This window comes from Desulfosporosinus sp. BICA1-9 (assembly GCF_000802135.1).
The window spans coordinates 15,340-40,812 of record NZ_JUEE01000223.1 but is presented as its reverse complement, the minus strand read 5'-3'; the positions used below and the strand labels follow the sequence as shown (position 1 = coordinate 40,812).

At 41.8% G+C, this 25,473-nt stretch carries 18 protein-coding genes and 1 pseudogene; 2 read left to right on the top strand and 17 right to left on the bottom strand.

What is annotated here, in order from left to right:
• The 9 genes and pseudogenes from JL57_RS27660 to JL57_RS27620 all read right to left on the bottom strand — a co-directional run.
• Positions 1-842 (bottom strand): BCCT family transporter (locus JL57_RS27660; protein ID WP_034145119.1); only part of this gene is annotated, 842 nt, incomplete at its 3' end.
• Between the two features lie 754 nt (positions 843-1,596).
• Positions 1,597-2,943, bottom strand: a complete 1,347-nt coding sequence (locus JL57_RS27655; protein ID WP_034145123.1) for an MATE family efflux transporter — start codon at positions 2,941-2,943, stop codon at positions 1,597-1,599.
• A 10-nt stretch (positions 2,944-2,953) separates the two neighbouring features.
• On the bottom strand, positions 2,954-5,344 hold the full coding sequence (locus JL57_RS27650) for a type IA DNA topoisomerase (RefSeq protein WP_034145118.1): 2,391 nt from the start codon (positions 5,342-5,344) through the stop codon (positions 2,954-2,956).
• 442 nt (positions 5,345-5,786) lie between these two features.
• Positions 5,787-6,887: a polysaccharide deacetylase gene (locus JL57_RS27645; protein WP_291300666.1), complete on the bottom strand. Its 1,101-nt coding sequence runs from the start codon at positions 6,885-6,887 to the stop codon at positions 5,787-5,789.
• Positions 6,888-6,999: 112 nt separating this feature from the next.
• Entirely contained in the window at positions 7,000-8,325 is a 1,326-nt protein-coding gene (locus JL57_RS27640; protein ID WP_291300665.1) for an MFS transporter, read from the bottom strand.
• A gap of 888 nt (positions 8,326-9,213) precedes the next feature.
• Positions 9,214-11,175 carry a sigma 54-interacting transcriptional regulator gene (locus tag JL57_RS27635; protein WP_034145116.1) on the bottom strand — a complete coding sequence of 654 codons (1,962 nt, stop codon included), beginning with the start codon at positions 11,173-11,175 and terminating at the stop codon, positions 9,214-9,216.
• 196 nt (positions 11,176-11,371) lie between these two features.
• Entirely contained in the window at positions 11,372-12,784 is a 1,413-nt protein-coding gene (locus JL57_RS27630) for an amidase (protein WP_034145115.1), read from the bottom strand.
• Positions 12,785-13,155: 371 nt separating this feature from the next.
• Positions 13,156-14,556, bottom strand: a complete 1,401-nt coding sequence (locus JL57_RS27625; protein ID WP_034145114.1) for a dihydroorotase family protein — start codon at positions 14,554-14,556, stop codon at positions 13,156-13,158.
• 189 nt (positions 14,557-14,745) lie between these two features.
• A pseudogene (locus JL57_RS27620) lies at positions 14,746-14,976 on the bottom strand (IS4 family transposase); the annotation flags it as partial.
• A gap of 209 nt (positions 14,977-15,185) precedes the next feature.
• On the opposite strand from JL57_RS27620, the gene JL57_RS27615 reads away from it, so the two are divergent.
• Positions 15,186-16,499, top strand: coding sequence for a PAS domain-containing protein (locus JL57_RS27615; protein WP_034145112.1), 1,314 nt, complete (start codon positions 15,186-15,188; stop codon positions 16,497-16,499).
• 223 nt (positions 16,500-16,722) lie between these two features.
• Here JL57_RS27615 and JL57_RS27610 read toward each other — a convergent pair whose 3' ends face one another.
• Together JL57_RS27610 and JL57_RS27605 are read right to left on the bottom strand one after the other, a co-directional pair.
• Positions 16,723-16,974: a hypothetical protein gene (locus tag JL57_RS27610; RefSeq protein WP_034145111.1), complete on the bottom strand. Its 252-nt coding sequence runs from the start codon at positions 16,972-16,974 to the stop codon at positions 16,723-16,725.
• Positions 16,975-17,330: 356 nt separating this feature from the next.
• Positions 17,331-18,701, bottom strand: coding sequence for a transposase (locus JL57_RS27605; protein ID WP_045691777.1), 1,371 nt, complete (start codon positions 18,699-18,701; stop codon positions 17,331-17,333).
• A gap of 154 nt (positions 18,702-18,855) precedes the next feature.
• Between JL57_RS27605 and JL57_RS27600 the strand changes: the two genes are divergently transcribed.
• Complete coding sequence (locus JL57_RS27600) at positions 18,856-19,506, top strand: substrate-binding domain-containing protein (protein ID WP_366557121.1); 651 nt, start codon at positions 18,856-18,858, stop codon at positions 19,504-19,506.
• A 40-nt stretch (positions 19,507-19,546) separates the two neighbouring features.
• On the opposite strand, the gene JL57_RS27595 is transcribed toward JL57_RS27600, so the two are convergent.
• The 6 genes from JL57_RS27595 to JL57_RS27570 all read right to left on the bottom strand — a co-directional run bounded on the left by JL57_RS27595 (position 19,547) and on the right by JL57_RS27570 (position 25,392).
• Positions 19,547-20,809 (bottom strand): adenosylhomocysteinase, encoded by a 1,263-nt coding sequence (locus JL57_RS27595; RefSeq protein WP_034145108.1) that lies wholly within the window; start codon positions 20,807-20,809, stop codon positions 19,547-19,549.
• A 168-nt stretch (positions 20,810-20,977) separates the two neighbouring features.
• Entirely contained in the window at positions 20,978-21,628 is a 651-nt protein-coding gene (locus JL57_RS27590; RefSeq protein WP_034145107.1) for a class II aldolase/adducin family protein, read from the bottom strand.
• Positions 21,629-21,780: 152 nt separating this feature from the next.
• The gene (locus tag JL57_RS27585; RefSeq protein WP_034145106.1) at positions 21,781-22,479 is read right to left on the bottom strand and encodes a response regulator transcription factor; all 699 of its coding nucleotides are present in this window, start codon (positions 22,477-22,479) and stop codon (positions 21,781-21,783) included.
• A gap of 14 nt (positions 22,480-22,493) precedes the next feature.
• Positions 22,494-23,918, bottom strand: a complete 1,425-nt coding sequence (locus JL57_RS27580) for a cell wall metabolism sensor histidine kinase WalK (protein WP_034145105.1) — start codon at positions 23,916-23,918, stop codon at positions 22,494-22,496.
• 9 nt (positions 23,919-23,927) lie between these two features.
• Positions 23,928-24,680, bottom strand: a complete 753-nt coding sequence (locus JL57_RS27575) for an ABC transporter permease (protein ID WP_034145104.1) — start codon at positions 24,678-24,680, stop codon at positions 23,928-23,930.
• Complete coding sequence (locus JL57_RS27570) at positions 24,652-25,392, bottom strand: ABC transporter ATP-binding protein (protein WP_034145121.1); 741 nt, start codon at positions 25,390-25,392, stop codon at positions 24,652-24,654. Before JL57_RS27570 ends, JL57_RS27575 begins: the two co-directional genes overlap by 29 nt.
• Between the last annotated feature and the right edge of the window lie 81 nt (positions 25,393-25,473).

Below are 25,473 nucleotides of genomic sequence, written 5' to 3'. Positions count from 1 at the left end.
GCTAATAATCCCATACATAACCAACTATTTAATTCCGACAATTTTTTAATTCCGCTATTTAAACCGGAGAAAGCACTATAGCCAAATACCGCTGAAATCACCAGTGTGACCGCAACTTTTACCGTCATAGAATTCTCAATACCCAGCATATTGGCGCTTACAGCCGCCATCATAGGTACAACCGTTCCTAAGGTAGTCCCTAATCCGCCTACCAGACCGATAATAACAAAGACATCGATAGCTCTGCCAAGCCATCCGTCAACCCGGTCCCCCAATATTCCCCTGCAAGCATAGCTTGGGTAGAAGTAGGGTATTTTTCTTACGTGAAGCATGTAGGCAAAGGCGATGGCCCCTGGAACAAAGATAGCCCAGGCCGTAATACCCCAGTGAAATATTCCATAAGCAATAGAGAATTGCGCAGCTTGCGCTGAGAATGCCTCACCCCAGAAAGGAGGAAACTTAAGATAAAAAATAGGCTCGGCCATGGACCAATAAACCAAACCTGCTCCGACACCGCCTGTGAACATCATCGATACCCAGCTGAAGTCTGAGAATTCAGGTTTATCATTTGATCCGCCCAATTTAACATTGCCAAATCTGCCAAAAGCCAACCAAAGTGAAAACACTACACAGCCCAAAGCAAATAATAACCATAACCAGTCCATTCTATAGGTTATAGCTTTTAAAATGATTGACACATAGGGTTGCAGTTCTTTACCCAAAAAAAGCATTGGGGCATATAACACAACGCATAAAATAGCACTGCCCCAGAAAACAACAGGATTAATACGAGCATATATACCTTTAGATTTAGGTATTTTTTCCAGTTTCTCTTGTGACAAGTTATTCACCCTTTCTTATGATTTAATCTGAGAATCGGGTTTAAAAAGATAAGTCAGCTGATAAATTCCACGTGTCTATTCATAGTATGTGTTACGAAAGAAAAATCCTTGGTTATTACCTTCTTGGTATTTTCAGGTCCGTGAAAAACAATCCTATGCTGATGCCCGCTAAGAACCTTAGGTTATCGGCCTTAATATAGCTATTTTTCACCTCACTAGACTTCAATAAAGTTTAAAATGATTTGTCAAGTAAGAATTACAAAGATATATCATGAAAAATGCATAATAATACCGTTAATCCTTTACTTTTATTCCTCCTTTGATTCAAATATTTCATTGCCCTGAAATGACCATCAAAACCTCCTTTTTATAAAAGGATTAACTTCTTTCCCACAACTTTATTGCAAGTTCTTTGCCAATTATCACACAAATTAGTATATTATCTCAGAAAGTTTAATAGCAGTGGATTATGTACGTATTTTCAAGGACTTATGCTAAGCTTTCAGGTCTCATTTATCAAACCCCGGAAAAGCATCAACTCAGAGTAATTTAAAGATTTTAACTTTTCAACCATAAATAAATAAGTCTTGATAACTCATTTAAGTCACCAAGACTTATTTTCGAAGTATTGCTGTAAGTCAGGAAGTCTTAAACTTAAATGCCAATTTGGTCTCAACGGCATTTTCTCAAATCAAATAGGCTGCAAATGATTGCCCTGCTTTCGACTTAAACCCTTTAACTAAGTTTACTATCCTCAAGAGGAATATCGACGTTGTACAATAAGAAGTCGCCCCGACAGACCAACAGCGCTGACCGCCAATCCCAAAATTAAACCAATCCAGTAACCCACTGCTCCTAATGAAGTATAGCTAGCCATGTAATACCCTGCCGGTAATCCGATAATCCAATAGGAGATGAACGCCGTTATAAACGTCACGTTAACATCTTTATAGCCACGTAAAGCCCCCTGAATCGGGGCGGCAATCGCATCCGATAATTGAAAGAACAAGGCATAAATGAGAAACTGTTGGGCCATTTGAATGACTTCAGTTTCCCGGGAATACAAATTGGCTACTTGCTCGCTAAAGATTAATAGAATAATTGCACAAAGTCCGGCCATTGCTAAGGACATCCCCATGCCTAAAAAGCTGTATTGTCGAGCATCCTTGTGTCTTCCCGCACCTACTTCAAAACCGACTAAAATAGTTAAAGAAGTAGAAATGCTAAAGGGTACCATATAGAGCAATGAAGCAAAATTCATAGCTGCCTGATGAGCTGCAATGGTTACAGTATTATAATTACTCATCAGTAAAGCAACCACTGCAAATATACTGACCTCCACAAAGATAGCAAACCCGATAGGTAAACCTATCTTTAACTGTTCACTCCATTCCTTAAGGGATACGCCAAATAAACGATCAAACACTCCATAAGTTGCGAAGGATTCCATCCGCAAAATGATGGTCAAGGCAATAAGAAGTAGACACCAGTAAGTAATCGCAGAGGCAACGCCTGCTCCAACTCCGCCTAAAGCTGGGACACCAAGTTTTCCGAAAATCAGAATAAAATTCAAAGCAATATTTATTGGCAATGAAAGTATGGCAATCATCATCGTGACACGAGTCTTCCCTAAGGCATCGATAAAGGAACGTAGAACCTGGTATATAAACAGTGCTGGAATTCCACAGGCTAGAGCTAACAAGTAATAACGCGAAATACGACGCACTGTATCTTCTAAACCCATCAAAGATAGCACAGAGTCTAAGCAAAGTGCTCCCCCAATAATCACTAAAACTGAAATTGCCATGGCCAAATAGATTCCCTGGACGACCTTGGCCGCAATCTTTTCACTGCGTTTAGCACCGATCAGCTGAGCTACGATGGGAGTCACCGCCACTAAAATTCCACCCAATCCGGCACCGATGGGTACCCATAAACTTGAACCAATTGCTACCCCGGCTAAGTCTGCTGTACTCGCTTGTCCGGACATCACGGTATCAAAAAAATTCATCGAGAACATTGTTACCTGGGCAACTAAGACAGGCCATAAAATCACAAATAATTGTCTCATCTTTTGCAGTAAGGTAAATGTCTGTTTCATCCTTAAATACTCATTCTTTCTCAAATTCAAATTTTAATTTAGCTTCGATTTGATCCTCCCAAGTTAGATAAGCCGCGAAAGATTTACCCGATTTAGATTTAAACCCTTTAATAAGGGGAGTTTTCCCTTTCTTCAACAGGCTTTTAACTTGGTTCGGGGTAAGCACCTTACCACAGATCGGGGTCTTCCAGAGCACAAAACGGCATCCTGCTCGCCAATTCGCGCACCCGAACCCCTTTTGCCCTTCGATCACGTCCCCACCACATTTTGGACACTTGCCAAACCCTTCGGTCTGGAGTTCACTTTTCTCTCTTTTTTCTTTGCCAGATTCCTCTAACTTATTAAGCTTAGCCTTCTCTTCCGTTGATCCAGGGTGATTCTGAGCTTTAGTAGGCTTCTTGCGGGGAGCTTTTGCCCCTTCCCCTTTTCCTTTCCCTGTCCCTCCTGTCCTAGAAGTCGTCTGACCATCTGCTGTTGGGGCAAGGGCTAGAGGGGTTTTCCCATGGGAATGTTCAAAAGAGCGCAGTTCCTGGATAATTCGACCTATCGCTTCTTCAACATCCGTCATATACTGTTGGATGCTCAATTCTCCCTTTTCCACTTTAGAAAGATTGAATTCCATTTGTCCTGTCATCTCGGCACTGATCAGAAGCTGGGCCTGAGGAAGTCGTTCCTTGATCAGACGAATCAGCTCGATCCCTTTTTGGGTCGGCTTTAAGGCCTTCTGTTCTTGAAGGATATATCCCCTATCGATGAGGTTTTCCATAATCGCTGGTCGGGTTGCGACAGTGCCCAAGCCTTTACCTTTCAATTGCTGACGGAGCACCTCATCATCAATCTGCTTGCCTGCGCCTTCCATGGCCTTGAGCAGGTCTCCCTGGGTAAAGCGTTTCGGCGGTTTAGTACTTTTTTCTTCGCTAAACACACGTTTCGTGCGCACCTCTTCCCCTTTGCTCAAGGGTGGTAGGGAGGCGTTTTCGTCATCTGCCTGTTCACTGTCGTTTTTCTTCTTGGTTTTACGAGTATTTGCCTCGTCTAATTCATCGGGTCCATAAACTTTTTTCCAGCCGGGACTCAGCAGTACTTTGCCTTTGGTACGAAACTGCTCCCCCTCGACCAATGTCACCACCTCTGTTTGGTGATATTTAGCAGGCGGAAACCAGACAGCCAAAAATTGGCGAGCGATTAAGTCATACAGGTTCTGTTCTTCACGACTAAGTCTCTCGAGGGCAACCTTCTCTGTCGTCGGAATGATGGCATGATGGGCTGTGATCGTATTAATAACGCGTTTCCCCTTAGGTACACCCAAAAGACTGGCCTCGTCCACCCAATTCGTGTAGGGTTCTTGGCGTATCGCTTGCAGGTGTTCCGGTAACTTGGGTATAAGGTCCTCAGAAAGATAGGCGCAGTCGGTTCGAGGATAGGTTATAGCCTTTTTCTCATACAGGGATTGTGCCAATTGGAGAACTTTTTCCACACTAAAGCCAAATTTCTTTGAGGCAGCAATCGTTAAGGAGGTCAAATCAAAGAGTAGCGGTGCCGGTTCCTGGACATCCTTCTGTTCCATTTTTGATAGTTTCCCTGTTTTACCTTGAGTTTTGGCTACAATGCTCTCGGCTATTTGGGGATCAGTAAGACGTTTCGACTCCTCACGTGGATCGAACCACTTGCCAAGGTACTCCCCTTGGGAGGTCACAAACTCTGCTCGGACTTCAAAGAAGGGCTGAGCTACAAAGCGTTCAATCTCCCATTCTCTTTCAACGATTAAGGCCAGAGTCGGGGTCTGCACTCTGCCTATGGAAATGACATTGGGTTTTTTGCGTACAGCATCAAAGCTGCCAAACAAGGCGGTAAACCCTTCGGTCAGATTCATGCCAAAATCCCAATCTGCAAAGGCTCGACCATTCCCAGCAGCTGCTAAGCCAGCCACAGCTTCTGCAGGACGGAGACTCTTTAAACCCTCTCGAATCGCCGCAGTCGTCAGCGAGGAAATCCAGAGTCTTGATAATGGCTTACTGCACTTCGAGGCATCCCATACTTCTTGAAAGAGCAACTGCCCTTCCCGGTCCGCGTCAGTTCCACAAATAACCTCTCCGATATCTGAAGACTTTAACCACTGCTGGATGACTTGGTATTGTTTAGCCGCCCCCGCTTTGACCACCCGACGAAAGGTCTGCAGACTCGGTAAGACCGGCAGACGATTTAGACTCCAGCGTTTCCCTACCCGCTCTAAATCCATATATGCTTCCGGACGCTCTAGCTCCAAAAGGTGGCCATAGCACCAGGTAATTACATACTGTTCATTTTCTAAATACCCGTCGCCTCGACCTCTAACTCCTAAGGCCGTTGCATATTCACGGGCTTGCGACGGTTTTTCCGCGACAATAAGTGTTTTTCCCATGCCTTAGCCTCTCTTTATCTAAAATATTAACCCAACTAAGATGAATCTAATCATAACGAATCTACTAAGAACTATAACACCAATTATATAGGAATAGACAGCTGCTTGACTGCTTGATTAACATTTTTTCTAGAGATGAACCAAAAATATTTGAGATAAAAATTTAATGATGTGTGAAAAGACTAAAAGAGCCTCCACAACCGTGAGACTCTTTCTGGTAAAGTATGCTTTTTCTGTGACTTACAGCTTTCTATAGCTTATCAGACCATGGTATAAACATTTCAATCCACGCCCCCATATGGGGAGCGCCTCAGGTAACGGTCATCAAGGAGTTGTTGTAGATTCTCAAATTGAATCTGAATCCTTTCCCCACCTCCCGCTGCATAGGGGTGCTAATTGATACGATGCCAGAGAGTATAGGGAGATAGATATATGATTTGACTTATTTCTGACGCGGGCTGCGTTTCAGGAAATCGGTGGCCATCTCATCGAGAGAGCACCAGCGAACGCCTTCATGCTTATTGATGTGTTCAATCAGCCGTTCATGTGCCAAAATGCATTGGGGACGGCCGCTGACATCAGGATGGATGGTCATTGGGAACACAGCGTAGTCATTTTCGCGATAACAGTAGTCAAACTGATCCTGCCACATGCCGAAAATATCCCGGGGATTTGCAAAGCCAAAGCTATTGGGGCTCTTTTTAATAAACATCATGGGGGGTAGATCGTCAAGATACCAGTTGGCTGGAATCTCCACCAAATCTATCTCATGGCCTCTAACCAAAGGTTTCATCCAATCCTTTGCTTCACCAGAATAATTGATTTTCGTCCATGAGTCGCCTACGCGCACATAATAGGGATGAAAATCATCATGCATCAGACTGTGATCATATTTAATTCCATATTTCATTAGCAACTCATTGGTAACATTGGAAAATTCCCACCAGGGAGCTACATATCCGGTAGGGTTTTTGCCGGTCAGTTTTTGATAGAGTTCAAGACTGTAAACCAAGACATCTTCTTCCTGCTTGGGAGTCATTGCGAGAGGGTTCTCATGGGAATAGCCATGGAGCCCAACTTCATGTCCGGCATCCACGATCATTTTCATTTGTTCCGGGAATGTCTCGATGGAATGGCCGGGGGCAAAAAAAGTCGCAGTTATATTATACTTTTGGAATAGTTTCAATATACGGGGAACACCTACTTCGCCTGCAAAAAGACCTCTGGAAATATCGTCCGGGGAATCCTCACCGGAGTAAGAGCCGAGCCACCCTGCTACTGCGTCAATATCAACTCCATAACCAACTAATATTTCCTTCTGAGCCATTTTATACATCCTCCTTTTTGATTTTTGCTGGCGTTTCCTACCACCAAGTACGTAAATAGGGACTCCAGTCAATAATATCTTTCTCATCATAAGCATTACCCGGGGGTTGATTGCAGCCGTTAATTTCGACGCATTGACCGGCAGCGATGTTATCCGTACATCGACAGCATCGTAAATAGCGTTCAGAATTTCCGGTACCGCCGGGTTTAAGGCCATATCTCCGAAATTCCAAGTAAAGGCGTAACTACTTTTATTTTTTTCACAAACACTTGTGCGGATTGAGCAAGCCCACCTAAATATTAGGTGGGCTCTTGGCACTAATATCCTTTTAGGTGGATATGTCTTCCAAAGAAGTCCCCGGTTTGATTTTGCGAGCCGCTAGGATCATGAGGCCTGACAGCAACAATGGCACCACTCCCGATGCAACCGCTCCTAGAATAACGTTATTACTCGTGGCTCCGACGATCACTGAAAATATCGCTGAACCAATTATTGCTCCTAATGGACCCATGGAGTTAACGAAAGCAGAGGCTGTTCCACGTATACGAGTTGGAAACGACTCCGCAATATAAGAAAAGAAAGCGGAATATGACCCTATCAGAAAGAACAATCCTAAAGAATAGGTGATCGTAACTGCTACGATACTTTGGGCCCATAGTACCATAAATCCGTAGCTTACTCCTGCAAGTAGCCAAGATACAGCACATGTTCCGCGGCGCCCCACACGGTCGCCTATCCAACCTAAAACAATATAACCAACATAAGATAATGCGTTAGAGAATACCAGCATAAAGAGGGAGTTAGTAAAAGTAATTCCTTTACCTTGTACCAAAATTGTCGTGCCTAATACCAGAAATGTCTGGCACGCGAACCAGTTGAGTAAAAACGCCAAGGATACGGAAATGGTTTGCCGTCTGATATCAGATGCAAAAAGTTGACCGAAAGTAAACTTCTGTATCTTGTCAACAGCAACCCCATATTTTTCACCGAATTCCTTTGCCTCGGCATGCCGTTCGGCTTTAATGAGCTTTCGTGCATGTTGCATGGCTTCGAAACGCGGAGATTCCTTAAGTTTGAATGATAGTATTACGATTATGACTGCCGGAAAAACTGCAATCGCAAATACGCCGCGCCATCCGACTGCATTTAGAGTTAATGCTGTCATTAACGAAGCAAACAATACGCCTATCGGCCAACCACCTTGCACAAACGAATATAAGAATCCCCGTTCCTTTTCATTATATATCTCTGAAAGATAAGTAGTGTTGACCGCTTGTTCAGCATAACCCATCCCTGAGAGACTGCGCACCAGTACTAAGTAAATCGGACTGAAAGTAAGAGCGGTAAGCAAAGAACTCAGCGCAGCAAAGACCGTCGTTATTACCATTGATTTTTTTCGACCTAAAGTATCAATCATAGGACCAACCAATAACGAGATAATAAAGATTCCGACTGATACAAAGGTTACGATTCTAGCGCTATATGCAGTTGTCCATTTAAATTCTATTGCCATTACGGGTAGCAATGTTCCGAAAAGGATATAATCATAAACAGAAAACATCCAAGCAAAAAAGGCTACAATCGATGAATAGGTAATATCCTTTTTCCTAATTACTGTAGGGTTAAAGCCACCAGGTTGTAACTGCGTCGCCACAAAAAATTCCTCCTCAATATTATATAGCCTCTCGGCATTCGCCGAAGCAGTCGGGACAACTTTCACTTTTCCAAAACGTCCCCACAATTGAGCGATGTGGGATATATTTGAGTATGGCGCCAAAGGTCCGGAACCTCGTGATCCGTCTTCCATGTTTCGTGCGTACCTTCTTTTTCTCATGACAAATTAGATTACAAAAATACCGAGCCATTTATTAACCTTAACAATCGAAGTAAGAAGAATACTAAAACCGGAGGAGATATCCGAATTTCGCCGAAAGGTATTCCCGTTTGCTCAGCTAATTTTTCCAAAAATTCCTCGCTACTCGGAAAAATGGACGTCAATCTCTAACCGTCGCTCATCCATTGAACTCTCCAATAAGCGAGAAAAGATTGACTAGAAGTTGATTGAACTTCAGAGTTATGCAAACGTGGTTTTCCGCTGACTCACTTGTATTAATTGTCCTTTTGATGACCTGTTTGAGAATAGCGGTATATAATTTCTCCCTCTGTTATATCTGTCATTATCGGTATCTTATTATGCCTGCCTTTCATTATCCCCCTTTCTGTTTATTTTTTTAAAATTAAAAGTTTACTCAGCACTGAAAAGCTCCTACGTTTGCAATCCATTAGACACCTCCTATCTATATTTACTTAAATTGCAATTATCATGCCACTTTGTAGAGAACTAAAAAAAAGCCGCCAAACCCCGATAATTCCTTACCCTTATATACTGAAATATTACTGTTTTAAATCTTTATGGAGGTGAGTCAGTTAAATATCTCAATAACATTTAACATAATGTTCAAAACTATTACATAATTTAAACATGATTAAATTTTCAGATTTTTATGGAGGTGATAAATTCTTTAATTCCGTTTATACAATGTCAATTTTTAGACAAATAACTTTTATCTTTTATCTTCTTCCACAAGGTCGTTCTACTTATCCCTAAGATCTGGGCGATTTCAGCCTTATTCTTTACCACTGATTGCAATTGCTTAATGACCTCGTATTCAATATCATTCAAACTTGCCGAATTTTCTATAACATTTTTTCCGGATTTTTCTATTAAGATTGCTAAACTTCTCTCTGATTCGAATTTTTCAAATTCCGCAGTATATTCTTCCTTAAAGACGGTTTCCAAGAAAGATGAGTCAACGAATGTGTCCTCAGCAATAATTACGCAACGTTGAATTAGATTTTCCAATTCCCTGATATTACCTGGCCATGAATATTGGAGAAACCATTTCCATAAAGTTGGATGAAATTGCTCAATTTTCTTATCAAATCGAGCATTAAATACCTTTAAATAATAGTTAATTAAATGTGGGATATCCTCTTTTCTCTCTCTTAAAGAAGGAATCTTTAGGCATAAAACGTTCAACCGAAAAAATAAATCGCGTCTAAATTTTCCTTCCTCAACCATTTGTTTTAAGTCCTCATTCGTTGCTGCAATAATTCTTACGTCAATTGGGATATTTTTATCCCCACCAATCCGCCTTACTTCTTTTTCCTGGAGGACACGTAAAAGATGTGCTTGCAGGTTTAGAGGAACTGTTCCTATTTCGTCCAAAAAGATCGTTCCACAATGTGCTAATTCAAAAAGACCGATATTACCACCTTTTTTGGCGCCTGTAAAGGCTCCTTCTTCATACCCATATAATTCACTTTCCAACAAATTATCGGGTAAAGTTGCACAATTAACCGCCACGAACGGACCATGTTTACGAGGACTAAACTGATGCAAACTTTGCGCAAGGAGTTCCTTTCCTGTGCCACTTTCTCCAGTGACAAGCACTGTAGAATCTGTAGCTCCATATTTTTTTGCTTGTTCCAAAACTTCACGCATAGCCTTACTTTCAGTAACGATGTTGTTAACTGAAAACTTTACAACAAGACCTTTCTTGTGTAACTCCTTACGAATTTTCTGTTCCATGTTCTGAATTGTAGTAACATCCTGAAAAACGTAAACAGATCCTAAGATCTCCTCTTCCAACTTAATCATTGTTTTTCTGACAACGAATCGAGAGTTCCTAATTTTCTTTATTTGATCTATTTCCATACTATCCTTACTGAAAATGTCAAAATTCCTTGTCAAGTTCACTAATTCATCAATTGTTATACCTTTTACCTGCGAGAGATCCAAATCAAAAATCCTTTGGGCTACAGAGTTAAATAAAGTTACGTTATTTAACCGATCGAAGGCAATTATACCTTCATAAGCAGAATTAATAATCGTTTTAAGTTCTTCTTCATGAGCCTTCTGTTTTTTTATAACGTCCAAAATAGCTTGAGCTCTTTGCAACGCTTGGATGACAGCCCTGCGGCTGGAATGAATCAAACCACCATTCATTCCATATGATTGTGACAATGTTACTCCATATTGCCCGCCCCCAACCAAAACATCAGTACCATCGTGATAGGCTTTCTCGACTTGTTCAACAATATGTTGACGACTTGTATATAGATATTGTCTAACTTGAATGTCAAGAATTTTTTCGATTAGTTCGAAATCATAATCTATTTGGTAGTATTTATAAGCTAAAAATCCAATACTACGCTTATTTTTGCTTTTAGCTTCCCACATGGATCGTAAAAGGTCGAAATCAGTCCCCTCAATAATAATTACTGGTATGTCTATTGTTTCTTTAATAGCTTCCGCTGTACCCCCCCGGCTAATGATAACCTCTATCTCCCCGTTGTTCTGTACTTTTTCCCTTACTGACTTAGCTGCATTATCTAAGATTTCCTCGATGACAATAATTTCGATATTTAAATCTACAGCTACTTCTCGGATCAAGTTTGTCATTTCCGAATATGACGAGGTAACAAGTATCTGAGCACCCATAGAACAATCCTCCTTGTAATGGTCGAGTACTTTCGAATACCCTCGATGTCCGGAATAACTAGATTCTATGGCTAGATTTTTTTTTGGTTTCCTCCAAAAAATATTTCTAATACATTTTACTGATTATACCATTATGGTTTAGATGACTATTGGCTTTTGTTAATCCCAAAATCGGTGTATGGATATTATTTACTATTTAATAATCCAGACCGGGAAGCTTAGTGATATCCGCACTCCCCACTACATGCTCAACATAGGAAGCAGCGCGATAAAGCTTCGCTTCTTCTCCTTGACGTCCCACAAATTGTACGTTAGCAGCATTGTTATCTTTGTTAAACGCGACCGGTATAGTCAAACCGGGCATTCCAAGATAGTTGCCCCACCATGTGTACCGGGTATTCGGCTCGTAAATCGGTACTTTTTGTCCGTTCAGAGTTATTTCACGCTCCATTTGACCGCAGGGAAAAGCACCCATTGTTGGCGTAAACATGAAGTCGCAGCCATCCATCAGGTCAAGGAAAATCTTCATTAAATCTTTCTGCATCTCTATATCTTTGAAGAATTCGCTTGCAGGAATATCTCCTGCCTTCATTCTGTCATACATTTCAGACTCTATCTGGTCGCCACGTTCTGCTAAAATATAAGCATGGTTGTAAATGGCGCCTACCATGAATATCTGCTGATGAGCCTTACGATATGTGGACAAGTCAGGCATCTCTACCTCTTTAACCTTGGCTCCGCCCTCTTTCAGAATTTCCAAGGCCTTAGTATACTGTTCGGTCAGCCAGTATTCAACATCATCATAACAGAACTTTGTCGGGACACAGATTATCATGCCTTCAGCACTTCTCGTTATCTCTTTTGCGAAGTTCTGCGACGGAGCATTGAACGAGTACTCGTATCTCGGGTCGTAGCCTGATGCAGCGGAAAGTACAAGCGCGTTGTCATAGACATTGCGGGTTGAGACACCTAAATGGTCAACCATCTTATGAGCAGAAGCCGAACAATAATAGCTTATACGTCCGAATGTCGGCTTAATGCCTACTACGCCGCAGAAAGCCGCAGGAATTCTAACGGAGCCACCCTGATCTGTGCCAATAGAGAAAGCGGATATGCCAGCCGCCACCGAAGCTCCGGAACCGCAGCTGCTGCCACCCGGTACCTTCTCCAGGTTGCGCGGGTTACGGGTGGCACCAAACAAGGAAACATCGCCGGTTGTGCCCATCGCGAGCTGTGATGTATTGGATTTCCCCATTAAAACGGCGCCTGCCGCGCTAAGCATTTCAACCACAGCAGAATCGTGCTCTTTGTAGTTATCATGATAAGCTTTGCAGCCCATTGTTGTAGCTGTTCCCTTAACATCGATCAAATCTTTTACATTATAAGGGATACCGCAAAGAGGGCTACATTTCTCATTACCCATAAATTTCTTTTCGGCCAGCTTAGCCTCTTTCATAGCCCTTTCTTCCGTAAAAAGAACAATGGAGTTTATCTGCGGCTGAGAGTCCTTGGCAAGCTTTAGCATTTTCTCCGTGACTTCTACGGGTGATAATTCCTTTTTTCTGTACAGTTCACCTAGCTCGGAAATCGTGTAATCGGATATTGCCATAAATGTTCTCGCCCTCTTTTTTCAAATAGTTTTTATACCTATACTGGAACTGCGGTATGCCTGTATTTTCGGTTTATGAAACCATAGCGCTATTAGCATCAGGAAACAGAATGCGACGATAAACGAGAGGAGTGCCAAAGCACTTGCTACCTTGCTGACTGCTATGATAAGCGGTATTAATACGATGCCGCCCATTATAAAAGGTATTGCGCCCAATTGTCCGCTTATCTCGTATCCAAGCTGCTCAAAAAGTCCTGAGCCTACATTGGATCATTCTTGTGGTAACACTAAAGAGGCCGATAACAGCTGCGGCCCCCTTAGTGTTTTCAACAGGCGGTATTTCTCCGGAAAAATTATTCAGCTCGTAATTATTATTTATAAGCAGGTTGTGATTTAACGAACTCGCCAAACCCAGGTTCCACAAGCAGTTTGTCGTCTTTAACAACAACCTTGCCTCTGAGCATTGTGAGCACCGGCCAGCCCTTAAGCTCCCAACCCTCGTACAGGCACCAGTCGGACCAGGACGGAGTTGTCTTGGCGGACAATTTCTTGGTTTTGTTCAGGTCGACGATGATGATATCCGCGTCGGAACCGGGCGCCAGCATACCCTTCTTAGGAGCATAGCCATGGATCTTTGCGGTATTATAAGAACTCATACGGACGACATCCGGCATGGTAAGGTGGCCTTTATTCACAAACTCGCTCAATACGAGAGGCAGCATCAGGCCTGCGCTGGACCAGTCAAGGATCATGTTCCAGATGTTGCCGTCCTTTTTCTTGTCAGCATACATGCTGTTGGCGCTGTCAGTAGCCAATACATCGTATTCGCCTCTTTTCAGGTTCTCTAAGCAGCCGTCTCTGTCTTTGTGGCTTCTGATAGGCGGGTTAATCTTGCCCAGAAGTGGCTCTTTGAGGTTCTTGCCTTCATAATCAAGGATACAATATTGAGGCATACCTTCCATATATACCTTGTTGCCCCGCAGCCTAAACTCACGGGCAATATCCGTAACCCGGGCAACGCTGCTGTGTACCTGATATATTGGGGATTTCAAGAATTCTGCAATCTCGCAGGCGGTAAAGAAATCTATTTCTTCAGCAATATTGGGTCTGGCATCAGCCCATGTTTTCAGTGTATTTGTATGCCTGAACTCGGGCTCGACACGGACTACCATTTCTACATTCTCAGCGTGGAACATAGGCAGACCGCCGACTTTCTTAATTTCTTTAATACCCTCATAAAGATATCCGTTGTCGATATTGCAGTTCATTAAGCCAATACTTTCAGCAAACTTGCCCTTATATGCTAGGAAGAACTTGTAGGAATTAATACCCATTGCAGAAAGTTCCGGTATCTTTGTCAAATCATCATCAGTTAGAAGAGCCGCATACATTCCTACGTCACCATAAGCATAGCTTTTAATAGGATCTTTCATCATCTTAACTACATCCATGATCGGATAGTTCCCGACACCGCACTGCATCATCATCGTGTTGCCGCCGATCAGTCCTGCGCCTGTTTCGGATTTAAGGTCGCCGTTATAATCAACGAACATGCCTATGTGGTTATGCGGGTCGATGCAGCCGGGCATAACATAGTTGCCTTTAGCGTCAATCACTTCTTTTGCCTGCCCCAGATTATACCCTATGGCCGCAATTATCCCGTTCTCGATTGCTACATCGGCTTCCAATACGTCGGTATGGGTTACGACTTTTCCATTTTTAATGATACTATCCAACATCTTGATTTCCTCCTCGATTTTCTTTTTTATCATTTTTCATACTCTTTTAAATGGTGGAAGTTAATCGCGGTAGTATCTTACGTCATGATTCCCTCCTTCCAAATCTTTATATTTTTAAGTTTGATTGAAGCTTAACATGGTGGGGTAAGCGCTTCAAGCACTTTACGGTGTTAGTCATTGTCTGTCATTGACATAATGCGTAAGCGCATATTGTAGTAGGTTGGCAACCTGGTGCAACACGTTCTTGTAAAGCATTTCTGAAACTCGGATGGGTAAAACCTTGAGTCTTCGGGAGATCTGGCTGTGACGGATGCTCTCTAAACCGATGGCTTCTCTAAGCCCTGTGCTATTGAGACTGGAGCCAATCTCTCGCAAAGCCAGGTATTCATGGAGTTGGGCATTACAGATCAGCAGAGCGAGTTGGGGCGTCTGAAGTTTCTGAGCCTTTCGATCGGACATTTAACAAATACTTTTATGCACTGATTGACAGTATAATTAATTGGTACTATTATTCTTAATATATAAAATATTTTGCAATATTTTATATATTAAGTTGTTTTGTGTGTATTGATGCCTTCTACTACATTACAAAGCATTTATCACTAAATGTTATGAGGGGGATTTTATACAGTGAGCCATATAAACGAAAGGCAGGTAGACTTATGACTTTTTCGAATAAGCTAATTTACCTGATGAACTTGACTGGGACAACGAACAGCAAGCTTGCAAAATCTCTTTGTGTGGACCCCTCTCTGGTGTGGCGCTGGCGTAAGGGTACGCGTTGCCCATTGAACAACCATGAGATAATGGTAGCCTTAGGAAACTATTTTGCTGGTCACCTCACTATGGAGTACCAGAAGAAGGAATTTCATATACTGATGGGACTAGATCTGTCCAAATACGACATAAATCAAATGATCTATCCTGAGTTATTGACACTCTGGCTTAGGGAGGACGAGTACTGTTCCGCTATTGCAGAACATAGGTCTATTAAGCAGACATATTGGCAGGTGGAAAGCTGTTATCAAGCAATGTCGTCCCTATTTGAATCGTACCGGGCTTCGGGGGGCGCATCCTCTCTGTCGCTGCTTATCGACGAACCTTTTGAGAAAGCAAAGCGTATTATGGAGTCATTTTTGCATGTTGCATCACGTTTTGCCACTATTTTCAAAAGTTTGAAGTCATTCAGGATAGTATTACGGCAGGACGTACCCCCATCCTACCTGCAGAGCCTGATCAGCACCACATCTACCACCTGCTGCGAAATACAAAAGAGAATCGAGTGGTTTTACTTCCCATATTCCCAAAATATGTTCGAGCATTTCTTCTTAATATTTGAAAACGTAGGTGCCGTAGTTTCCAGCGCTTTTTTATCTGAAAACGTCTCTGTATCGACAGTGAGCAAAAAAGTCACGCTGCACAGAATTATCGAGGATTTCAACTTGCTGCTTAAAATATGTGATATTATTCCTGCCGATCTCATTTACGACGAGGAACAATATCTGAATAATCCCCTGGCTTTTATCAACCGACAGCTTCTACACGCTTTTAATGTCGGATTATTCGAGAGCCTTCGTACCCTGTCGGGCGAGTTCCAATACGATGAGGTGAAGTTTGGAAGGATTTTTGATTACAATGATTCATTCATGTTTAATTATAATGCTCTTTTTATTGCCGATAGCAAAGGTATTACGCAGCGGGTAAAAGGAGCTTGCGAAGATCTGTGGGGTATGCGTCCGACCGACATGGTAGGGTTAAGCGCCTTCGAGATGGAGCTTAACGGTAATTACTACCCATCCGCCACGCGATTGGTATTGGAAAACCATAAGCAGATATGTACTTTCCAGTCCACTAAGACGGGAAGAAATTTGCTGGTACTGGGCACACCAATTATAGATCGAAGCGGCAATATAACGCATGTGGTCAACCTGACAAGAGATATTACCGAGCAAAACATTCTTTCGAAAACAATGTAATCATAGCATCCCTATAATACCCCCGACGTCAAGACACGAATCAAAGAATTTTTAAGTTAGTCCCCTTTCGTATTTAATATAAATACAGATCATAAGACCCTTGAAAATAGCAAGAAACCGCTACCATTCTCCACTGTTGCAGAGGTGCTGGTCAATATGTCCATAGCCCGGATTGCGTTGGTTTTATCGATTAAGGTTACCCTCTAAATGTTCACTTGCGTAATTAACTAAACCACCGACGGCCATTATTTTCCCATGAACTCCGGGAACGAAGCGGCTTGGTAGTGGAATCATAATCTTCGAACACATGCTTTGCTAATTCAACAGGGTCGGTGAGGTTACAGTAACGACCGGCTATGATTACATCCTCTTGGCGAAGAAAATGGACCCTGCGATAGGCTTCAAGCTGTTCAAACGCAATAATAATATCCGCTTCTCCAGGTTCGATGACAGGCGAGTGAACTTCTTCACCCATTCATCTCTATTCGATTAACTCCAACACTCTCGGTATATTCAGAAAGTCGCTTATCCTTTGCTTCCACTACTAACCGCCGAGCGCGACCATAAGCCGGTAACATAACGTACTTCAGAGCTTATGCCATACTCGTAGGCTCCCTGGCAATGGCTTCATTGCCCGTCATTAACATCTTCATACTTCAATATTTCTCCTCTCTTAGTTCTCATCGCTAAATAAGAAACACCACGGTTTAATTTAAACCGTGGTGTTTCTTATAATAGTATCCAGCCTCTGCGGTTCGTGGCATTGGCTCGTTAGAAAACACATTGCCCCTTTATTAGAGCATATCGGAGAAGCTTCCTACACATAATATACTAACTTCTAAATAGCTTGACATCAATAACACGATAAATGTTTTTACGGAAAAAATATGCGACAGTTGCTTCAGACACAATTTCATTAGTTTTAATCCTTAACCATCGAAACGAAGTAGAATTGAGTTCTTTAGAAAATTTCAAAGAGATGATCTGCAGCAAACCCATAGCAAACATAGACATGAGAACATAGCCTTCTGTAGCTTTTAGAGTTTTAACAAGGTTGTCTCTGGCGCAATTATCTGTGATTGCTTCTAAGGCTGATTCATTGATATCCTTGACATATTTATTTAACTTGGGCATGGACTTACTCCAGAAATGGTACGCGAATGCTCCAATAGTCTGTTTTAATTCTTTGAACCCAACTTCTATTTTGAAACGGTGGCTATAAAGCTCAATGATTTTCAGAGGGCATAGTTTCAATGAAGTAGATACTAAAATGGAATTAACGTCATTGTAGGATACTAAGACAAACCTTAATTTCTGATAGTGTTTCAGCCCCCATAGCAAGTCAACACTATAATAGCTTACTTCTTGCAATTGACCATATAGAAAAACTTTGGCGGTTAAAAAGGATGACTTTTCGGTTTTGAAGAGATCTTTTAGTTTGATAGAATGCCCTTTCTTAGGGTGTGGTCCTCTGCCCGAATAAGCGGGCGGCATCGCATAAGCAACCGCCGATTTCTTGGCTTTGGTTACGATTTGTAATAAGGGGTTGCCCCATTCGTCGACGAATTCCATGGCTTTCTTTAAGGCAGGAACACTGAGAAAATACCGATCTAAGAGAATTAATGAGGGCCCAATTTGAGTAACGATTTTGCCAGCTTGGGTTATGACTTGAACCACATGAGAAACTGAAAGTACTGTTGGATCGGCAAATTCACGAATTTTACTCACGCCATCTTGCACACTGGCACTTAAGGCAATACAGAAAAGTTTCGACTGGTTACCCACTAAAATCCCGACGACGCCAAACATGTGTCCGAAAATGTAGTCTGGTTTGCCCGAGTTTTCAGATTCCTGATGGAGCTTTTTAACGCCAGGCATTTTACGTCCTTCTTTAGATTGTTTGACTCCATCAGCTATGAGAATGTTCAATCCATCAACTTTTTGAATGTCTACCGACTCAGTCACTAATTTGATCCATTGTTTGGTTAACGTTTCCATGTTCCACGCTGAACTGCGGAAAAAATGAAGAAAAGTGACGTAGAACTTAGGATCAAGATTTAACTCTCTAATGATCGATGTTATTCCTAATTTATCTCCTCGTACAATGAATCCCATTATAGCTATCACAAACCAATTGAACGCATTTTTGCGGGAAAAGCAACTTCTAAAGCTCATAAGAGCTTCATCCAAAAATACTATCATACGATACACCGCCAACTATACATAGTTTTCCAGCTTATCGTATCATTTAGAGTTTTGTTTTACCAGCTTTTTTTTCAAAGCCTTTTTAGCTGTTATTTGCGAATATATACTGTATGTTTTTGTTGTTAGAACTTTTGACTGTTAAGAATAATTAATAATCGGGGCTGTTGATAGCGTACATAATTATATCCTACCTCCGGTTTACCGAGCTCTGATTCAACATTCTCAACACTTAGAAATCAGACTTAAAACTTATTTAGGATTCGAACTTTATTCCCTATTGGAAAAGGGTGAAATAGATATAGCATTTGCTTTATTTGAAAAACCCATGCCTAACATGATTATTCAAAAGTTTTATTCTGAACCAATGGTTGTCATTCGAGAAGGAAACCATTCAGAACAAGGTGATTTTATCAGTTTACTAAGCTTAGACCCCGATAATGAATTATATCATGAATGGAGTCCAACGTTTCGAACATGGTATGATCAGCATAGAAAAGATGTAAAGTTCTCCGGAATCCGTGTGGACTCAGCTGGATTAATACTTACACTGCTCAATAACCCTGGAAAATGGTCAATTATTCCTATGTCAATGGCTAGAAAATTTATAACCTTGGGAACGTTTACGTTATCTAATTTAGACGGTTCTCCTCCAGAACGCATGTACTATCAAGCCCGCCCTCGATATCCAAGTGCTAGGGTTGCAGAAAGCCTTCAAATCCTAGACTCTTGTTTAAGTATAATTCACGACAATACATATCCCGTCTTCCGCACCCATAATTTACTAAATGGTAAAGTTAGGTAATGTATTTTTCTGGACTATGCTAACGCATAAACAAGTTCACTTAAGCCTCCTCCGAACTCCAAGCAGCCAGATAAGCTTCTTGCTCCTTGGTTAATCTATCGATGGATAAACCGAGAGACTCCAGTTTCAGCATGGCTACTCTCTCATCGATCTCAGTATTAACCTGATAGACAGCAGGGGGCAATTTGTCGTGATTCAAAGCAACGTATTCTAAAGACAGCGCTTGTAAAGCAAAGGTCATGTCCATAACCTCTGCTGGATGGCCATCCCCGGCAGCAAGATTCACTAAGCGACCTTCTGCCAGTAGGTATATAGATTGACCATTGGGCAGCGTGTATTCGGTAATATTCGTCCTAGCCGTTCTTTCGGAGACGGCTATTGCTTTCAGTTGAGCAACATTAACTTCTACGTCGAAGTGTCCCGCATTACACATAATAGCACCGGATTTCATGACCACAAAGTGCTCCTGATTAATTATATTCGTGTTGCCTGTCACCGTAATAAAGAAATCTCCATACTTAGCTGCCTCAACCATTGGCATAACTTCAAAGCCATCCATCAAAGCCTCGTTTGCTTTGATAGGGTTAATTTCGCAAATGATCACCCGCGCCCCTAAGCCCTTAGCGCGTAAAGCAACTCCTTTACCACACCAGCCGTACCCTGCGACAACGGCTGTTTTACCAGCTACTACCAAGTTCGTGGTCCGCATAATTCCGTCCCAAACGGATTGTCCAGTGCCATATCGGTTATCAAATAAATACTTGCATTGAGCATCATTGACAGCGACCATCGGAAATTTCAGAACCCCATCCCGGGCCATTGAATGTAAACGCAGAACCCCGGTCGTCGTCTCTTCTGCTCCACCTTTCACTTTCTGAAGCAGTTCAGGTCGAGTTGTATGCATCGTGGAGACTAAATCTCCCCCGTCATCAATGATGAAATCAGGTTCAGTATCAAGAGCTAATTGGAGATGATGGTGAAACTCTTTGTCCGTCGCATTATACCAAGCATGTGCTCCAATCCCGCCTTGAACGAGAGCCGCTACCACATCGTCTTGAGTCGATAGTGGATTACTGGCAACTACAGTCACCTCAGCACCCCCGGCTTTGATCACCTGAGCAAGGTAAGCTGTCTTGGCCTCTAAATGTAAGCAAATCACGACTTTCTTACCTTTGAAAGGGAGTTGTTCTTCAAATTCCTTACGTACCCGATTGAGCACTTGCATACGTGGAATAACCCAATCGATTTTACGCTGTCCTTCTGGTGCCAAGGCTAAATCTCGGATGGTGTATTTTAAATTCATGTCTTAATACCCTCTTTCTAATTCTAATCTATGCCAAGAATCTACTAAATGTCCTGCTAAACCACGGGCATGTTCTTGAGTGTATTTACTGATTATACTCTATAACAGCCATCTTCTACAAAATTATCTTTATATGTGTACCTTGTCCGACTGATAAAACAACTGCGTTTATCTTTGTCCATAGCCATTTAGGTAAAAATTCCGCATTCCAGCAATATCCTCTTCAGATAACTCCACTACTCCACCCATCAGTTTTGCAAAGATGACGATTTGGGCTGACTTCTCCACGACTTGGCAAACTCTAAACGCTTCATCTAAGTTCCGTCCGACCCCGATCATTCCATGGTTGGCAAGTAAAACCGCGTTGCGGCCCTCCAAGGCTTTGACTGTGTTAGTACCAAGTTGCACTGTCCCTGGGAGGGCATACTCACTAACCCTTACCTTCCCACCCACAATTTGTACCATATCCTCAACTGCTCCTGGAACTTCCTTACGGGCGACAGCCAAGGCGGTGGCATAAGGGCTATGAGTATGCACAATAGCTTGGACATCATCCCGGGCGTTATAGATAGCTAGATGCAAAGGTAATTCAATCGAAGGCTTGTTTGTTCCGCTTATAGTATTTCCCCTGAGATCCATAACCACGATATCTTCTGGAGCTAATGTGTCGTAACTCATACCGGATGGGGTAATGGCAACATAGTCTTTCTCTGGGATCCGACAACTAATATTACCCCAAGTTCCCACTGTGAGGTTTATGGCGAGCATTTCGATCCCCTTCTCGACTACTTTTTGACAGGTTTCTAGGCGATGATCCATAGTATGTTTAATCTCCTCCATATCTTAACGAACAAGTATTACTTGCACTTAATTAGTCTTTCTAAATACATTCCCATTATAATATATTTTTAAATTACGTACTTTTAATTTAAGACAAAACTTTTACTAGAATCCATAGACATTATGCCCTATTATACCCTAAATCGATAACCTGCACCCCAAACAGTCTCTACGTATTGAGGATTTGATGGGTCACTTTCAATTTTCTCACGGATTCGGGCTATATGAACTGTAACGGTCGCTGAGTCTCCTAAAGCGTCTAATCCCCAGACACGTTCAAATAATTCTTCGCGTCCAAACACTCGATTGGGATTTTGGGCTAAATACAAAAGTAAGCCAAATTCTTTCTGGGCCAGATTTACCTCCTGGCCAAGAACGAAGACTCTTCGTGAATCAATATCTATTTTAAGCCCTCGTATCGTCAAACCATTTGTTTTGATAGCCCCTACGCTAAACCGATGTTTTAATCTCTCGTAATTCTCCAGATGTGCTTTCACCCTGGCCACTAATTCGCCTGGACTAAAGGGTTTTGTAATGTAATCATCAGCTCCAAGGCTTAACCCTTTTATCTTATCGATTTCTTCCTTTTTAGCTGAAACTAAAAGTACGGGGATATCTTTATCCTCCTTCAAGCTTCTCAAAATATCCAAGCCATCCATTCCTGGAAGCATGATGTCTAAAATCAATAAATCAACCTCGTTATCTTTAAACGCTTTTAAGCCCTCTAAGCCATTGCCACAGACACTAACCTCAAAACCGGCAACTTCAAGATAATCCTTTTGTAATTCAGCAATACTCGAGTCATCCTCGATGATTAAGATCTTTTTCATGGCTTCCTCCGTTATCATTCTTTACTAAGCGAGATCATGATACTTGTTCCCTCAGTTCCATGACTGACAGCCCAAACTCGTCCTTTATGCCCCTCAATGATCTGCTTAGCAATTGCTAGACCTAACCCGCTTCCTTTACTTCGAGCTGGGTCAGATCGATAAAAGCGATCAAAAATCCGAGACAGGTCCTCTTCACTTATCCCCGAACCATTGTCACGCAATTCTATAATAACACTGGCAAATGTTTCTCTAAGAAAAATGTTAATCTCGCCTTGCTCTTTATTCATATATTTTCGTGAATTATCAAAGATATTCATGATAACTCGTTTCATTCGTTCTCGATCGATTAAGAGATATTGCTTTTTCTGCAGTTCATTATGTAACGAAATCCGTATTTGTCTTCGTTCTAACTCCGGTTCGCTTTCGAGTAAGCAGAGTAAAAGATATTCCTCAATATCTAATCTCTCAAAATTATAGGGAATCTGTTTCAAGTCCAGCTTGGCATAGAGCAAAAGATCGTCAATCATCTGATCAATTTGATGGGTTTTTGCAGCTATTGTTCTTAAATAGCGTTCCATTTTGTCAGGATTACTGGCTATCCCATCCAAAATTCCTTCCACATAGCCCTTGATAGACGTGACAGGGGTTTTTAGGTCATGAGAAATACTTGAAATAAGCATTTTGCGGTTATCCTCATACTTCAATTGAGTTTGCACGGACTCTTTAAGTTTGATGCGCATGAGTTCTAAATCCCGGCATAACTCTTGAATTTCTTGGTCCCCTTCTTCAACAATCGGGTAATTTAGATTCCCGCGAGTAATTTCTGCAGCTGCACTTTGCAAGGAAAGTAGTGGTTTTATAATACTCTTAGAAAACTGATAGGAAACTATAAAATTGGTTAGCCCAAAGGCCAGTATGAAGGAAACAACGACAATTAGTAAGAGGCTGGTAAAGCTCGACGCAAACTTATCGACTGGCTCAAGCAGTAAGACGCTCCCCAGAGAACCTTCTTTAGACTTGAAATCAATCACTTGGACCTGATAGGATTGTTCTCCGATAATTACTGGCTCTCTTCCAGTTATGCTATTCCCTACCTCCAAACACTTGGCCACATCAATTTTAGACAAATTCTTAGAAGAGTGGATTATCTGATCATCCTTAATCAAGGCATACTCTCCCTTAATTTCAGACAACTTTTCCTGAAGGTATTTATGAAAACCTTCATCCTCTATCAACTCAGGTGATCTACTCAAAGCATTCGCCTCTTTGATCAGCTCAAACTTGATAATCGATTGCTTTTGGTATTTCTCAAAGGATATCTCGCTGCCTAATAATTTGCCGAAAATAAAAAAAGCAGCCAATGCTATTAAAACAGTAATAATCAAGGGAATAATTACTGTCGCAGCATTAGCAAAGATTAAACGTTTTTTGAGCCTCATAGCGTCACCCTAAAATTCCTTTTTATCAAAAATGTAAAACCCAGCCGTAAACAACATAATAGCAGATCCCAGCATAATAAAAAACTGGCGCACTATCTTTGCCAGGGGAAAAGAATTGACTAGAAAAAGATTATACCAGTCGAGTTGTGTCGTCAAGAGTAAACTTGAATATTGGGAAAAGATTAAACCCAGAACTTTCATGGCTAGAAATATTAGGATAGATACAAAAAAGACCGCTATTCCGCTCTTGAAAATATTGGCTAAGAGGACAATTCCTAAAGCTAAGACAAGCATAGGAAATAAACTTACAAGATAGGAAAACACAGTCCTTCCTAGGGAATCAAGGGTCGCTGAATTTGTATTAAAGATAAATCCCGCCATCATCGAAAAAATCAAGAGCAACAACAGGGCACCTAGGATAAAGAGGATTATAGCAGTGATTTTTGCCATATAAATCTTAAATCGGCTGACCGGTCGGGTTAGGGTGATACGCATGGTATTCTGTGAAAACTCTCCTGAGAAACTATCAATTGTAACTAACGCCGTAAATAACGGCAAGACGGTGTTAACAACCACTGACAAAACAAGCATGGGAAATTCTAGACTTCCCGTCCCACGGAGACCAAATCCACTTCTTACTCCAATTATCCCTATCTGTCCTATGACGATGACTGCCAGTGAAAGGAGCACGGCCACCAAGACCTTTTTCTTTTTATAGAGTTTCTCAACCTCATTAATCAGCGCTGCTTGGAACACGGCCATTTCTCTCCACCTCACTTACAAAGTAATTCTCCAGTGTTGCATAGTTTTTCAGAATGTTATGAGTACTCTCCACATTGAGTATCTTTCCATTGTAGATCACTCCGATACGGTTGCAGGTCAGCTCCACATCATGAATTAGGTGACTCGATATAAAAAACGTCGTCTGTTCATTTTCAGCTAAGTGTTGGATCAATTTCCGAATATCGATCATTCCCTCGACATCAAGCCCGTTCAGGGGTTCATCAAGTATAACAACTTTTGGTCTGGATAATACGGCAGCTGCCAGACCTAAGCGCTGCTTCATTCCTAGTGAGAACTTTTTGGGTTTCTCATTCTTGAATTTAATTAGGCCTGTAAGTTCTAGTACCTCTTCAATCCGCTTATGATCCACCTCGGGATAGTACCGAGCTAACTGTTTTAGATTATCAAAGGCACTTAGATAATGATAGGACTCAGCAATTTCAATCAGACAACCTACCTGCTTCATTGCTTTTTCAAACTCTTCAGTTACGCTATATCCGAAGATTCTTACATCTCCATGGTCTGGTCGAATTAGACCCGTCATAATTTTCATGGCAGTTGTTTTTCCTGCTCCGTTCGGACCCAGGAAACCAAAGATATCTCCTTGATAGATGTCTAGGTTGATGTCATTAATTCCCCGTCCATTCCCATAGGATTTAGTGAGATTCTTGATCTCAATAACTTTCTCCATGCTTTTTTCCATGCCTTACCTCCATCGTCAGGAACAATCTAACTGCCGGGAACTATCCCGGCAGTTTTCATTTCTGTTTTG

Bases quoted from the DNA above. Each gene is read 5' to 3' on its own strand.
- JL57_RS27655 (WP_034145123.1), bottom strand. From the start codon at position 2,943: ATGAAACAGACATTTACCTTACTGCAAAAGATGAGACAATTATTTGTG.
- JL57_RS27650 (WP_034145118.1), bottom strand. From the start codon at position 5,344: ATGGGAAAAACACTTATTGTCGCGGAAAAACCGTCGCAAGCCCGTGAA.
- JL57_RS27645 (WP_291300666.1), bottom strand. From the start codon at position 6,887: ATGGCCTTAAACCCGGCGGTACCGGAAATTCTGAACGCTATTTACGAT.
- JL57_RS27635 (WP_034145116.1), bottom strand. From the start codon at position 11,175: ATGGGTGCTCAGATACTTGTTACCTCGTCATATTCGGAAATGACAAAC.
- JL57_RS27630 (WP_034145115.1), bottom strand. From the start codon at position 12,784: ATGGCAATATCCGATTACACGATTTCCGAGCTAGGTGAACTGTACAGA.
- JL57_RS27625 (WP_034145114.1), bottom strand. From the start codon at position 14,556: ATGATAAAAAAGAAAATCGAGGAGGAAATCAAGATGTTGGATAGTATC.
- JL57_RS27615 (WP_034145112.1), top strand. From the start codon at position 15,186: ATGACTTTTTCGAATAAGCTAATTTACCTGATGAACTTGACTGGGACA.
- JL57_RS27610 (WP_034145111.1), bottom strand. From the start codon at position 16,974: ATGGGTGAAGAAGTTCACTCGCCTGTCATCGAACCTGGAGAAGCGGAT.
- JL57_RS27605 (WP_045691777.1), bottom strand. From the start codon at position 18,701: ATGATAGTATTTTTGGATGAAGCTCTTATGAGCTTTAGAAGTTGCTTT.
- JL57_RS27595 (WP_034145108.1), bottom strand. From the start codon at position 20,809: ATGAATTTAAAATACACCATCCGAGATTTAGCCTTGGCACCAGAAGGA.
- JL57_RS27590 (WP_034145107.1), bottom strand. From the start codon at position 21,628: ATGGATCATCGCCTAGAAACCTGTCAAAAAGTAGTCGAGAAGGGGATC.
- JL57_RS27585 (WP_034145106.1), bottom strand. From the start codon at position 22,479: ATGAAAAAGATCTTAATCATCGAGGATGACTCGAGTATTGCTGAATTA.
- JL57_RS27580 (WP_034145105.1), bottom strand. From the start codon at position 23,918: ATGAGGCTCAAAAAACGTTTAATCTTTGCTAATGCTGCGACAGTAATT.
- JL57_RS27575 (WP_034145104.1), bottom strand. From the start codon at position 24,680: ATGGCCGTGTTCCAAGCAGCGCTGATTAATGAGGTTGAGAAACTCTAT.
- JL57_RS27570 (WP_034145121.1), bottom strand. From the start codon at position 25,392: ATGGAGAAAGTTATTGAGATCAAGAATCTCACTAAATCCTATGGGAAT.